Raw genomic sequence first — 12,805 nt, 5'->3', positions numbered from 1 at the left:
GTGAACCGGACAGCCGCCCCGCCGGGCCCCTCGTGCGTGCGCACTACCAGGTGAAGCCCTCCTGGACCGGCATGCAGGCCTTGTCGTTGTCGCCGTTGAGGGCGTGTGCGGACGTGGGGGCCACGGTCGGCGCGGGCGGCGGCGGGGTCGGCGCGCTGCCGCTCCGCCAGTCCTTGCCGACGAACAGCACGATCCCGGGTACCTCGGCGGACTTCGCCACGGCGGTGGCGGGCAGACCGAGGGCGGTCGCCACGGAGGCGGCGTCGGCCGCCTGGGCGTCGGTGGCGAAGCGGACGACCGTGGTGTCCTCGGCCCCCGTCTGGGTGTCGGCGGTGGCCTTGGCGAAGCCCTTGCCCTTCAGCAGCGCGGCGACGTCGTTCGCCCGGAGCTTGACCTTGGCCTCGGCGCCGTCCTTGCCGCCGGTGGCGTTGCGGACGGTGACGGCGACCTTCGCGGGCGACGAGGCCGGGGCGCTGGTCGGAGAGGTGGCCGGGGCGGCGGTCGGCTGGGCCGGCGCCGAGGGGGTCGCGGGGGCGCCCGGCGAGGGGGAGGCCCCCGCCTCCGGGGCCCCCGAGCCCTTCCCGTCCAGCGCGATGTCCTCGCGGACCATCCGGAACAGGGCCTCGGCCTCGCCCGGCATCGGCTCGACCCGCCCGTCCAAGCCGGGCCGCGTGCTGTAGACCCACGGCATGGTGGTCATGGTGATCCGCCCCGGCGAGACCTTCTTGAGCTCCATGCTGAGGTCGTACAGCTTGTCGATCTTGTTCAGCCCGGTGTCGACGACCATGGCGTCGATCGCGGCCTGCGCCAGGCTGTTCATCTTCACCGGGTTGGTGAGCTTGGCGTTCTTGCGGAACTCGCGGGCCATCGAGTTCATGTACTGGTGCTGGGCGTGGGTGCGGGCGATGTCGGTGCCGTCCTCGAACCCGTAGCGGGTGCGCAGCCACTGCAGGGCCGTCTCGCCCTGGATGACGCTCTCGCCCTTCGGCAGCTTCAGGCCGGAGCCCTTGCCGTCGCGGGTGCGGGAGTGGATGTTCTGCTCGACGCAGACCGGGACGCCGCCGATGGCGTCCGCCATCGAGACCACGCCCTTGAAGTCGATCATCATGAAGTGGTCGATGGGGATTTTGGTCAGCTCGGTCCAGGCGGCGACCGTGCAGCCCGGTCCGCCGCGCTGGAGCGACTCGTTCGTCTGGACGAGCCCCTTGCTGGCGGGGTGCACCTTGCCGTTCGGCTCGGTGCACTTGGGCATCATCAGCATCGTGTCGCGGGGCATCGACACCACCGACATGTTGCTGCGGTCCGCGGACAGGTGCAGGAGCATCTGCACGTCCGCGAGCGCCGGGCCGTCGAAGGTGTCCGTGCCCCCGCCGAGGGCCTGGTTCGCCGCGTCGTCGCGCGCGTCCGAGCCGATGAGCAGGATGTTCAGCGGGGTCTGCCCGAAGGAGTTGGGCTTGGAGCCGCCCAGTTTGGTCTCGCCGAGGTTCAGCGCGTCCGTCTTGATGCTGCTGTTCAGGTGGCGGTAGTAGAGGTAACCGCCCGCCGCCGTCACGAGTATGAGCAGGGACAGGACGGAGGCCCCCCAGCGCAACACGCGCCGGCGGCTGCGCCGGGTGGAGCGGTCGGCGGCCCGCCGGGCGGCCCGGGAGCCGCCCCGCGGCGGGGGTATCGAGCCGGTCGCGTCCGCACCGCCGCCGCCGGACGTGTCCCCGGCGGCCCGGGCGGTCGTCCCCTCCCCTCGCACGCTGCTGTGCCTCACATGTCCCCCCTCAAGATCCTGCTTGGTCGATGCTGTGCCGGTGCGACCGGCGGTTCCCCGTTATTTGGCGCAGACGGCCTTGTCGGCCTGGGCCTGCTGGACGTCCTTGGGCAGCTCCTGCGGAACGGGAGCCCCCAGCGGGGTGCCCGGCTGCTGGAAGTCGGGGCCGAGCGTCAGCTTCATCGGCGTCTTCGCCGCGGCGTCCGCCGTCCCCATCTTCAGAGCGGTGGCAGGCAGTCCCAGGGCGTCGGCCAGCGCCCGGGCCTGGTCGGCCTGGTTGGGCGCGTACTCCAGCTGCGTGGCACCGACCTTCGCGGGTGCGTTGCCCTGGTTGCTGGCCTTGGACATGCCCTTGGTGTTCTGGAGCCAGTTCAGCGTGGTGGAGGCGGAGCCCTTGGGCCCGCCGCCGTTGTACACGCCGACCCGCACGTCCCCCGCCGGCGCGCGGTTGCCCTGGAGCAGCGCGTCCTGCTTGGCCTTGGCGTCCGCGTCGGCCGCCTCCTGCGCGGCCTGCTCCTTCTCCTCGACCTCCGTGAGCGAGACGTCCCCCCGGATCATCTGCAGCAGCGGATCGGCCAGCGCCTTGTCCATCACGACGGTGGCCTTGACCTTCTCGGCCGGGTTGTCGAGTACCGGCAGGGTGGTGAAGGTGATGTTCTTGAGGTCGATGTCCTTCAACTCACCCGCGAGATCGGTGAGTTTGTCGATCGATCCCAGCCCCTGGTCCACGGTCAGCGACTTGGTGGCCGCCTCCGCGAGCGAGAAGAACTTCTTCGGGCTGGTCAGCGTCTCCTTCGACTTCATCTCGCGCATCATCGAGCCGAGGAACTGCTGCTGGGTCTTGATCCGGTCCAGGTCGCTCTCGTTGCCGAAGGCGTGCCGGGTCCGTACGAAGGCCAGCGCGTCCTCGCCCGCCAGCCGGTGCTCGCCCGCGGACAGCTTCAGCTTGGAGTCCTCGTCGTCGACGGCCTTCTCCAGGCAGACGGGCACCCCGCCGACCGCCGTGCTCAGGGTCTTCACCGCGTTGAAGTCGACCATCATGAAGTTGTCGACCTCTATCCCGGTGAGCTCCTTGACGGTGCGCATCGTGCAGCCCGCGTCGCGGCCCTCCTGGCCCAGGCTGTTGTTGAAGCGGGTGCCCTTGGTGCCCTTGATCTCCTTCGTCGAGCCGTCGGGCTGTTTCGTCGGGCAGGACGGGATGTCGGTGATCAGGTCGCGCGGGATGGACAGCGCGGTGGCGTTGGAGCGGTCCTTGGCGACGTGGAAGAGGATCGTGGTGTCGGCGTGGCCGACGCTGTCCTTGTCCCCGTAGCCCTCGTTGCCGGAGCCGCTGCGCTTGTCGGTGCCGATGACCAGGATGTTGATGGCCTGGTCCTTCTTGAAGCCGCCGGTGCCCGCGCCCGCGATGTCGGTGACGCTGAGGTTGCCGTTCAGGTGCTCGTAGTAGAAGTACGCCGCCGCGGCGCCGCCGACCAGCAGGAACGCCAGCGTCCCGCTGGTGACCAGCAGCGCCTTCTTGCGGCGGTCGCCGCCCCCGCCGCCCACCTTGCGTGAGCGTCCGCCGCGCCGTCCGCCGGGCGGGGCGTCGCCGCGCCGGGGCCGCGGCACGGCCGGGGACGGCGCCGTGGGCTTGCCGGGTGCGGAGGGCGCTCTGCGCGGGGCGGCCACCCCGGCAGCCTGCCGGTGCGCTGCGGAGTCGCCCAGTCGCAGTTCGTAGTTGCCGGTGCGGGGGTTGAGCACCCACTGGTCAGCGGGGTCGATCTCGTCGGCCCGCCCACGGCTTTGCGCATCCACGGTTGCTCGAATCCTCCGTCGGGTGCCTCGCGACGCGCCTCCCCCAGGCGCACGGTCAACGATCCGGCTGCAGGTGCCCGGCCTCTGGTCCGGCGGGGCACCGGATCGCTCACCTTATCCGCCAGCTTCGGCTGCAAACCATGCTGGTGACAAATTCCACTCCCCTTATAACGGGGCGAACCTCTCAACCCGTTCGGTTCGGTCACCGGCTTTTGGGATTGCTTTACCGGCAGTCGGCCATACCCGCCGTGGTCCCGGTAAAGGTGGGGACGGGCAGGGGGGTGGCGGTGGTTCCCTCACCGGCCCGGCCCGTGCCGTCCCGCGGCGCCCCGGTCTCCGGGGTGTCCGCCGGCTCGTTCCGGTCGCCGTCCTCGGACGGGGGCTCGGCCTCCGGCTTCGGCGGGGCCACCGTCACCGGCTTGTCGGTGCGCAGCTGCTGGAACAGCCGGGTAGCGTCCGGTTCCACCAGTTCATCCCGGTTCGGATCGGCCCAGTACGGTTTGCGAGGAACGGTAAGGAACTTTACCTGATCGGTCGGTATGTCCCGTACGCCGCGTACGAGTTCGTACAGGCCGCGCAGCGAGGCCAGCCCCGGGTCCGTGGTCACCGACGAGGTCGCCGCGTCCAGCAGCGGATACAGCCGCGCCGGGTTCAGCAGCACCCCGTTGCTCTGCACCTTCTTGACGAGCGAGCCGAGGAACTGCTGCTGGCGCTCCATCCGTTCCGTGTCGCTGCCGTTGCCCAGGCTGTAGCGGGCGCGGACGAAGCCCAGCGCCTGCTCGCCCCGCAGGGTCTGGCGCCCCGCGGGCAGCCGCAGCTTCGCCTCGGCGTCGGCGACCGGATGCTTGAGGCAGACCTCCACCCCGCCGATGGCGTTGACCATCTTCTTGAAGCCGCCGAAGTCGATCACCATGTGGTGGTCGATCCGGATGCCCGTGAGCCGCTCGACCGTACGGATCGTGCAGCCGGCCCCGCCCCACTGGAACGCCCAGTTGAACTGCGCGCGCCGTTCGGCGGTGCGGCTCCCGTCCGCCATCAGGCACTCCGGGATGTCCGTCATCAGGTCCCGGGGTATCGACACCGCCGTGGCGCTGCGCCGGTCCGCCGGCAGGTGCAGCAGGATCGTGGTGTCCGAGCGCTCGGTGCCCCGGTCCTGCCCGTAGCGGGCGTTGTCCTTGCCCGAGCGGGAGTCCGAGCCGATCAGCAGGATGTTCTGGGCCCCGTTCGCGAAGTGGGCCGGGCGGTCGCGCTCGTAGCGCCGCAGCTCGGCCGCCGCGGAGGTGTCCTCGGTGATGTTCCCGTCGAGCTTGTTGTAGAGCCACCAGCCGCCGGCCGAACCTCCCAGCACCAGGAAGGCCGCCCCGGCACCGGTCCAGCGCAGCACTCGGCGCCGACGGCTGCGCGGAGGCTTCGAGCCACCCGCGGCCGCCCCGGTCGCGCCCGGTATGCCCGCGCTGTCCGTCACTGGCGTCCGTCCCCTCGCCGCTCCGACAACAGCCGTACGGGTGAGCACGGCCACTGCCGATCCTGCCTCCGGGCGGCCGGGACAGCCCGGGGGCGGGGTCCTGTCTAGAGCCATGCGGGTGACAAATCACCCATTCCCGTCATGACCAGTCTGAGGGACGGAGCTCAGTACCGCGCTCAGACGGTGTGGGTGACCCGCTCGCTCTCGACGCGCTGCGCCAGCGCCTCCGGCGACAGCCGGTCCAGGTTCCGGCACAGCACCACGGAGCCGCCCGACGCCAGCGCGGCGTACAGCCCGGCCGACAGCCCGTCCCAGGTGTCGTAGCCGAGCCCGGTCAGCACCCGCGATCCCGTGCCGAGGCCGAGCTTCGCCGCGTCCTCGCGGGCGCGCGCCGTCAGCTCCGCGTACGAGAGCTCCTCGCCGCCCACGGCCAGCCCGGGCCCCTGCGGATCCACCGGGACGAACGGTGCGAAGCGGTCCCCCTGCCCCGGCACCTCCACCGCGTAGTCCGCGAACCCGGCCGGCGGCTGCGGGAACCGCCCGCCCAGCGGCCGCAGCGCCAGCGCCACCCGCTCACCGGAACAGGCCCGGGCCTCGTCCAGCGCGTCCGGCCCGCTGACGACGAGGTCCGCGGCGGCCGGATCCCCGCCGACCTCGGCGACGACCCCGACCGAGGCGCAGGCCAGCAGCCAGACGGCGCTCTGCCAGTGCGCGGGGAGCAGCAGCGCGAGCCGGTCCCCGGGCTCGGCGCCCAGGTCGCCCTGGAGCAGGTTGGCGGTCTTGGCCACCCAATTGGCGAAGGTGGCGACGGACAATTCCACGCGCTCGCCCGTGGCGTCGTCGTAGAAGGTGACGAGCGGGCGGCCCGGATCGGCGGCGAGCGCGGATCGCAGCAGGTCGGCAGGGGTGCGGTCAGTGGCGTTCACCCGGCACAGGGTACGCGGGGCCGTCCCCCGTACGGCGGCCCGCCGCTGCGCCGTACGGGGGAGGGGCACGCGGCGGCGGGCCGGACGGACCGTCAGTTCTCGGATGGCGCCCGCCGGTGCGGGTGTTCACCATCCTTTTCATGCGTGGATTCCTTGCTTCCTCGATCGGCGTCGCGACCGCCGCCGTACTGGCCCTGCCCGTCGCTTTTCCCACCGCGGCCCTGGCGGAGTCCGCCCCCGCGGCCCCCGCCGGTTCCACTCAATCGCTCCCGCTCGTCCCCCTGGGACCCGCGGCCACCCGGGCGCCCGGCGTCCCCGGAATGAGCGCCTCGCCCGGTGTCCTCCCCGAGACGCAAGGCCTGCCTGCCCGCGAGGTCAAGACGTTCTCGATGGTCGGCGTGGTCTGGGACGACGTCACCACCCAGCTGCACGGCAAGGTCCAGGTCCGCACCCGCTCCGCGAAGACCGCGACCTGGTCCGACTGGCAGGACGTCGAGACCCACAACAGCGAGCACGCGGCCGACCCCGACGCGGTGGAACGCGGCTCCGGCCGGGTCCGCGGCGCCACCGCCCCGCTGTGGGTCGGCGAGTCCGACGGCGTGGAGGTCCGCGTCCAGGCGGAGCCCGGCGCCTCCTCCCACCGCGCGCCCTCCCGGCTGCCCGCGGGCATGCGGATCGAACTGGTCGACCCGGGCGCGGAAACCCCCGCCACCGGGTCGGACGGCAAGAACAGCGGCCCCGAGGGCGACGACAAGGGCGAGGTGGTGGCGCCCGGCATGACGATGGAGATGGCGGAGTCCTCCTCCGCGAACATCCCGCACGCCGAGCTGGGCGCGGACGAGATCACCGAACTGAACAAGGCCGACTCCACCGCCGACGCGGTCTTCGCGAGCGACGGCGAGCTGAGCGCGGCCGCCGCCCCGTACATCGGCCCGCGCCCGCGCATCGTCACCCGCAAGGGGTGGGGCGCGGACGAGTCCCTGCGCGAGTCGGGCTTCGTCTACACGAGCACGGTCAAGGCGGCGTTCGTCCACCACAGCGCCTCCGGCAACAACTACGCCTGCAAGGACGCCCCGGCGGTCCTGCGCAGCCTGTACCGCTACCACGTGGTCAGCAGCGGCTGGCGGGACATCGGCTACAACTTCGCCGTCGACAAGTGCGGCACGGTCTACGAGGGCCGCGCGGGCGGGGTCTCCAAGGCGGTGCTCGGCGCGCACACCATGGGCTTCAACACGAACAGCATGGGCGTCGCGGTGCTGGGCACCTACACCTCCACCAACCCGCCGGCGGCGGCGGTCGACGCGGTCGCCCGCCTCACCGCCTGGAAGCTCGGCCTCTTCAACCGCGACCCGCGCGCGAAGACGACCCTGGTCTCGGGCGGCGGCAACCGCTACCCCAAGGGCCGGAACGTCGCGATGAACGTCATCTCGGGCCACCGCGACGGCTTCGCCACCGCCTGCCCGGGCGCCAAGCTCTACGGCAAACTCCCGACCACCCGCACCTCGTCAGCCAAACTCCAAGGCCGCCCGTAGCCTCCGGCGGTGCCGGTGCCGGTGCCGTGCCGGTGCCGGTGCGGGATCGGGATCGGGATCGGGGGCAGGCGCGCGCCGCCGGGCTCGGGGGGCCGGCCCCCCGCCCCCCCCGCGCCTCAAACGCCGGCGGGGCTGCACCTGCCGCCGGTCCCACCCCGCCCCCCAGCCCCGCGGGGCGGCAATCCAGCCTCGCCGGCGTTTGGGGCGCGGGGTGCGGGGCGGAGCCCCGAATCCTTGGCCCGCACCCGGCAGGCGGCGCCGGCCGAACCCAGCCCCGCCGGCGTTTGCGGCGGCGGGCGGGGCGGAGCCCCGGGACCGTCCCGCCCCCCGGCGGGGCTACGCTCAAGGCATGGCCGGCCGCTTCGACCCACTGAACCGCACCACCGTGCGCGGCGGCCGCACCCCCCTGCCCGACGGCGGACCCCACCCGGCCGGGACGGCGGGCGGCGCCAAGCCCCCGCCGGGCGCCAAGGCCCGCCGCTGGACCCCCACCGGCCCCGTAGACCTCGGCATCACCCTCGGCCCCCTCAGACGCGGCCCCGCCGACCCCCCCTTCCGCACCACCCCCGACGGCTCGGTCTGGCGCGCCAGCCAGACCCCGCAGGGCCCCGCCACCCTCCGGGTCTCCCGGACCGGCGCCGAGATCGACGCAGAGGCCTGGGGCCCCGGCGCCGACTGGCTCCTCGAGCAGCTGCCCGCACTCCTCGGCTCCGGCGACGACCCCACCGCCTTCGTCCCCCGCCACCGCCTCGTGCACGCCAGCCACCGCCGCCGCCCCGGCCTGCGCCTCACCCGCACCGGGCTGGTCCTGGAGTCCCTGATCCCGGTCATCCTGGAACAGAAGGTCACCAGCGACGAGGCGTACCGCTCCTGGCGCCGCCTCGTACGCCAGCACGGCGAGCCCGCCCCCGGCCCGCACGTCCCGGGCCGGTACGGCCTCGGCCTGTACGTCATGCCCACCGCCCGCACCTGGGCCATGATCCCGTCCTGGGACTGGCACAAGGCCGGGGTCGACGCCAAACGCTCCGACACCATCGTCCGGGCCGCCCGCGTCGCCCGCCGCCTCGAAGAGGCCGCCGCCATGGAGTACGCGGCGGCCGCCGCCCGGCTGGAGGCCGTCCCCGGCATCGGGCCCTGGACCTCCGCCGAGACCCTCCAGCGCAGCAACGGCGACCCCGACGCCGTGACCACCGGCGACCTCCACCTCCCCGGCATCATCGGCTACGCCCTCGCCGGGGACCGCGACGCCGACGACGCCGCCATGCTGGAGCTCCTGGCCCCGTACGCCGGCCAGCGCCACCGCGCCGCCCGCCTCATCCTCCTCGCCGGCCACACCCCGCCCCGCCGCGTACCGCGCATGCCGCGAACCGACATCGGCCTGCTCTGACCGCCCGGCGCGCCCGGCCGCCCGGCTACCGGACCCGGATGAAGTCCTCGGCGGACCGCGCGGCCCGCTCCCCGGGCGGCTCCGTCGGGTGCCCCACGGCCACCGCCCCCATCGGATCCCAGTCACCGGGCAGCCCCAGCACCTCGCGCACCACGTCCCGGCAGAACATCGTGGAGGACACCCACGCCGAGCCCAGCCCCTCCCCGGCCAGCGCGACCAGGAAGTTCTGCACGCCCGCGCCCATGGCGACCACGAACATCTCGCGCTCCGCGGTGTCCCGCCGCGCGTCCCCGTAGTCGTGCGCGCCGTCCGTCACCAGGCACGGCACCACCAGGTACGGGGCGGCCCGCAGCACGTCCCCCCGCCGCACCCGCTTCGCGACGGACTCCTCCGGCTTCCCGTCGGCCCGCAGGTCCGCGACCCACGCGTCCCGCATCGCGTCCAGCAGCTCCAGCCGGGCGGCCGCCGACTCCAGCAGTACGAACCGCCACGGCGTCGTGTGGTGGGGGGCCGGGGCCGTCACGGCCGCCGCCACCGCCCGCCGCACCGCGCCCGGGTCCACCGGCTCGGCCGAGAAGGCCCGTACGGTACGGCGCTGCGTCACGGCCTCCCGTACCGCCTCCGAGGTGCCCAGCCGGAACATGTCTTCGGCCGCGGTGCGCACCAGGTCCCGCGCCGACGAGCCCTCGCCGAGCACGTGCCCGAGGCCGCGCACGACGGCCACCGGCAGCCCGGCCGCCTTGCCCTTGACCAGGTCGCCCGCCGCCGCCAGCTCGTCGGCGGTGGCCACCACCGTCGCGCTCAACGGATTGCCGTGCGCGTCCGTGCCCCCGCGCAGGTCGTCCAGGACCCGCACCCCGGCCGAGCCGATCGCCACGTCGGTGAGCCCGGTGCGCCACGGCCGCCCGAAGGTGTCCGTCACGACCACGCCCACGTCCACGGAGAGGATGTCGCGCACCCCCTCGCGGATCGCGGCCGCCGAGGCGTCGGGGTCCTCGGGCAGCAGCAGGACCGTGCCGGGCGCCGTGTTGGAGGCGTCCACGCCCGCGGCCGCCATCACCAGGCCCTGCCGGTTCTCGACGATCCGCAGCGGACCCCGCCGCGCGACGACCCGTACCGTCTCCGCGTCTATGGCGGCCTCGCGCGACGCGGCCTCGACGACGCGGCCCTCGGCCTTGGAGACGATCTTCGAGGTGACCAGCAGGACGTCCCCGTCGCGCAGGTCGGGAGCGGCCACCGTGATCAGCTTCGCCAGGTCGTCGCCCCGCCGGACCTCGGGGATCCCGTCGACGGCCCGTACCTCGTACGAGGGGACCCGCCCGCCGGAGGTGTGCGGGCCGGTCACCGGCAGGCCTCGGCCAGTTCCAGCGCGGCCCGGGCCATCTCGGCGGTGGCGGCCGCGTCGGTCATCATCAGCGGCACCGCGCGGCAGGCGATCCCGGCGGCCTCGACCACGGCGACGGCGTCCGCGTCGGCGGTGTCCACCAGCCAGCCGTCGAGCAGCTCGGTGCCGTAGTGCAGGGCGACGGCGGCGGCCGTGGTCTCGACGCCCACCGCGGCCAGCACCTTGTCGGCCATCCCGCGCACGGGCGCGCCCCCGACGATGGGGGAGAGGCCGACGACCGGCGCCCGGGCGGCGGCCACGGCGTCCCGGATGCCGGGCACGGCGAGGATCGTCCCGACCGAGACGACCGGGTTGGACGGCGGGAAGACGATCACGTCGGCGGCGGCGACGGCCTCCAGCACGCCGGGCGCGGGCTTGGCCTGCTCGGCCCCGACGGGGACGATCGCCTCCGCGTCCACCGCGGCGCGCAGCCGGACCCAGTACTCCTGGAAGTGGATGACCCGGCGCTCTCCGGTACCGGCCTCGGTGATCGCGACGTGGGTCTCGACCCGGTCGTCGGACATGGGCAGCAGCCGGACCCCGGGCTGCCAGCGGTCGCAGAGGGCCTCGGTGACGGCGCTCAGCGGGTAGCCCGCCGCGAGCATCTGGGTACGGACGATGTGGGTGGCGAAGTCGCGGTCGCCGAGGCCGAACCAGGACGGTCCGACCCCGTACGCGGCGAGCTCCTCCTTGACGGTGAAGGACTCGTCGGTGCGGCCCCAGCCCTGGTCCTCGTTGATGCCACCGCCGAGGGTGTACATCACCGTGTCCAGATCGGGGCACACCTTGAGCCCGAACAGGTGAATGTCGTCACCGGTGTTGCCGATGACCGTGATGTCCGCGTCGGGCACTGCCGACTTGAGTCCGCGGAGGAACCGGGCGCCGCCTATACCGCCGGCCAGAACAACAATGCGCATGCGGACAGTCTGTCAGCCGCGGGCTGCCGTCGAGCGGCGGCGGCCGGGCGGGCGGCGGCGGCCGGGCGAGCGGGCGGCGGGCCGGGCTGTCAGGCCGGGCGGCTCACGCGGGGACGGACTCCGGGGTGGCCGGCGAGCAGCTGTGCATCGGCATCTCGGTCAGGCCGGGGAAGTAGACGTGCAGGCTGACCGCGCCGTCGAGGGTGTCGTTGACCACCTCGTGCGCGTAGCCGGAGGCGAAGACCCGCTGGGCACCGGCGCCGAGGGTGAGCCGCCCGCGGGGGCCGCGCTCGGTGAGCTCGCCTTCCAGGACGGTCAGGACGCCGGAGGAGGGGCCGTGGTCGTGCGGGCCGCTGCCCTGGCCGGGCACCCAGCTGAGCAGCCAGACCTCGTAGCCGGGACCGATGCGCAGCCGGTGGTACCAGCGGGTGGTGGCGTCGTAGCGGACGAGGTGCTCCCAGGAGGCGCGGTCCTCGGCGATGGAGCGGGCGAGCCCGACGAACTCGGCGACGGTCGCCGGGTGTTCCCGGGCGGGCTGCAGGAGGTGCTGGACGGCGAGGATGTCGCCGGCGATCTGGAGGTCGCTCTCTACGGTGATCGGGGTGCTGTTCATCGTGGGAAGTCCTCGACGGATGTCAGTGGTGCGGGCGGTTGCTGCGGGGGCGGCCGGAGCTCAAGGGAGCCGAAGCTCCGAAGGCATCAACAGCTGCAACAGCAACAGCGAACCTGGGCAGCGCACAGGAACCCACGAATGGGGGTCCGGGTGGCGACTGCGGGCGCTGACATGCGAACAAGGAGAACGGGTCAGAGGCCGGACTGTCAACCCAATGTCTGGTTTGGGCGAAAGTTTCACCTCATCCGGTTCATGTGCGCGGAGAAAGGTTTGTGCACTCCAGGTCAGGGGATGTGCCGCGATACCGAGCCCAAACCTCAGGCCTCATCTCGTGACCGGACTGTGATCTCCGCCGCTTCTTTGGCCGAATCGCAACCCCACCACGGGGGGACGCGTGATTTGCGGGTAGAGGCGCGCAGTAGGGACACGAGTGGCATGTGTCACGATTTTTGGCGATATGAACACTTTCTGCATAGGCTTGGTTCCGCAGAGTGAATAAGGGGCCCAATAGCAGATCCCGGCTTGACTGCGCCGGAGCCACGCACTTGTAATTTCACTCGTGTCGTTACGTAGCGATCAGTAACGGCATCACCACGGGGACGCACAGACAGAGCGAGGGGCGCACATGACCGAGCTGTTTCAGGAACTGCTGGTCGAGGAGGCGGACGAGGAGCTCGGATGGCAGGAGCGCGCTCTGTGCGCCCAGACCGACCCCGAATCCTTCTTTCCCGAGAAGGGCGGCTCCACCCGCGAGGCCAAGAAGGTCTGCCTCGCCTGCGAGGTCCGCTCCGAATGCCTCGAGTACGCCCTCGCCAACGACGAGCGATTCGGCATCTGGGGCGGGTTGTCCGAGCGTGAGCGCCGCAGGCTGAAAAAGGCCGCGGTCTGATACGGCCCGGGGCTTCCCACCGGATACCCGCCGCTCGCCGCACGACCGGCCGAACTGCGCGGCCAACAGGGCAAATCACGGCAAACGGCACCACACGCAGCACGGCGCGGAACATCGCGAACAGCACGGCAAACGGTCC

Annotated in this window: 10 protein-coding genes; 3 read left to right on the top strand and 7 right to left on the bottom strand. The window is 72.8% G+C overall.

The features are described from left to right. Window positions 1-43 precede the first annotated feature (43 nt). The 4 genes from BGK67_RS14785 to BGK67_RS14770 all read right to left on the bottom strand — a co-directional run bounded on the left by BGK67_RS14785 (window position 44) and on the right by BGK67_RS14770 (window position 5,944). On the bottom strand, window positions 44-1,759 hold the full coding sequence (locus tag BGK67_RS14785; protein ID WP_244291209.1) for an LCP family protein: 1,716 nt from the start codon (window positions 1,757-1,759) through the stop codon (window positions 44-46). A gap of 60 nt (window positions 1,760-1,819) precedes the next feature. Further along, a complete protein-coding gene (locus BGK67_RS14780; protein WP_069920527.1) occupies window positions 1,820-3,553 on the bottom strand; it encodes an LCP family protein in 1,734 nt (577 codons plus the stop codon). Between the two features lie 223 nt (window positions 3,554-3,776). After that, window positions 3,777-5,018: an LCP family protein gene (locus BGK67_RS14775; RefSeq protein WP_069920526.1), complete on the bottom strand. Its 1,242-nt coding sequence runs from the start codon at window positions 5,016-5,018 to the stop codon at window positions 3,777-3,779. Between the two features lie 176 nt (window positions 5,019-5,194). Next, window positions 5,195-5,944, bottom strand: a complete 750-nt coding sequence (locus BGK67_RS14770; RefSeq protein ID WP_069920525.1) for a TIGR03089 family protein — start codon at window positions 5,942-5,944, stop codon at window positions 5,195-5,197. 140 nt (window positions 5,945-6,084) lie between these two features. Here BGK67_RS14770 and BGK67_RS14765 point away from each other — a divergent pair, with 140 nt between their 5' ends. Next, complete coding sequence (locus tag BGK67_RS14765) at window positions 6,085-7,476, top strand: peptidoglycan recognition protein family protein (RefSeq protein WP_069923862.1); 1,392 nt, start codon at window positions 6,085-6,087, stop codon at window positions 7,474-7,476. 349 nt (window positions 7,477-7,825) lie between these two features. Then, entirely contained in the window at window positions 7,826-8,863 is a 1,038-nt protein-coding gene (locus tag BGK67_RS14760) for a DNA-3-methyladenine glycosylase family protein (RefSeq protein ID WP_069920524.1), read from the top strand. A gap of 25 nt (window positions 8,864-8,888) precedes the next feature. On the opposite strand, the gene BGK67_RS14755 is transcribed toward BGK67_RS14760, so the two are convergent. The 3 genes from BGK67_RS14755 to BGK67_RS14745 form a co-directional block, all read right to left on the bottom strand. Next, window positions 8,889-10,208, bottom strand: a complete 1,320-nt coding sequence (locus tag BGK67_RS14755; protein ID WP_069920523.1) for a coenzyme F420-0:L-glutamate ligase — start codon at window positions 10,206-10,208, stop codon at window positions 8,889-8,891. After that, window positions 10,205-11,164, bottom strand: coding sequence for a 2-phospho-L-lactate transferase (gene cofD, locus BGK67_RS14750; RefSeq protein WP_069920522.1), 960 nt, complete (start codon window positions 11,162-11,164; stop codon window positions 10,205-10,207). The genes BGK67_RS14755 and cofD overlap by 4 nt, the downstream gene beginning before the upstream one ends. A gap of 103 nt (window positions 11,165-11,267) precedes the next feature. Beyond that, on the bottom strand, window positions 11,268-11,762 hold the full coding sequence (locus BGK67_RS14745) for a cysteine dioxygenase (RefSeq protein ID WP_432215514.1): 495 nt from the start codon (window positions 11,760-11,762) through the stop codon (window positions 11,268-11,270). 640 nt (window positions 11,763-12,402) lie between these two features. On the opposite strand from BGK67_RS14745, the gene BGK67_RS14740 reads away from it, so the two are divergent. After that, window positions 12,403-12,666, top strand: a complete 264-nt coding sequence (locus BGK67_RS14740) for a WhiB family transcriptional regulator (RefSeq protein ID WP_003983763.1) — start codon at window positions 12,403-12,405, stop codon at window positions 12,664-12,666. Window positions 12,667-12,805: the final 139 nt, after the last annotated feature.

Origin of the sequence: Streptomyces subrutilus (assembly GCF_001746425.1) — a bacterium.
In the GTDB taxonomy this organism is placed as follows: domain Bacteria; phylum Actinomycetota; class Actinomycetes; order Streptomycetales; family Streptomycetaceae; genus Streptomyces; species Streptomyces subrutilus_A.
The sequence above is the reverse complement of the archived record's forward strand: the minus strand, read 5'-3'. Positions and strand labels throughout refer to the sequence as shown.

What these genes read in the sequence shown, in the direction of transcription:
- BGK67_RS14765 (WP_069923862.1), top strand. Translation starts at nt 6,085, where the DNA reads ATGCGTGGATTCCTTGCTTCCTCGATCGGCGTCGCGACCGCCGCCGTA.
- BGK67_RS14760 (WP_069920524.1), top strand. Translation starts at nt 7,826, where the DNA reads ATGGCCGGCCGCTTCGACCCACTGAACCGCACCACCGTGCGCGGCGGC.
- cofD (WP_069920522.1), bottom strand. Translation starts at nt 11,164, where the DNA reads ATGCGCATTGTTGTTCTGGCCGGCGGTATAGGCGGCGCCCGGTTCCTC.
- BGK67_RS14740 (WP_003983763.1), top strand. Translation starts at nt 12,403, where the DNA reads ATGACCGAGCTGTTTCAGGAACTGCTGGTCGAGGAGGCGGACGAGGAG.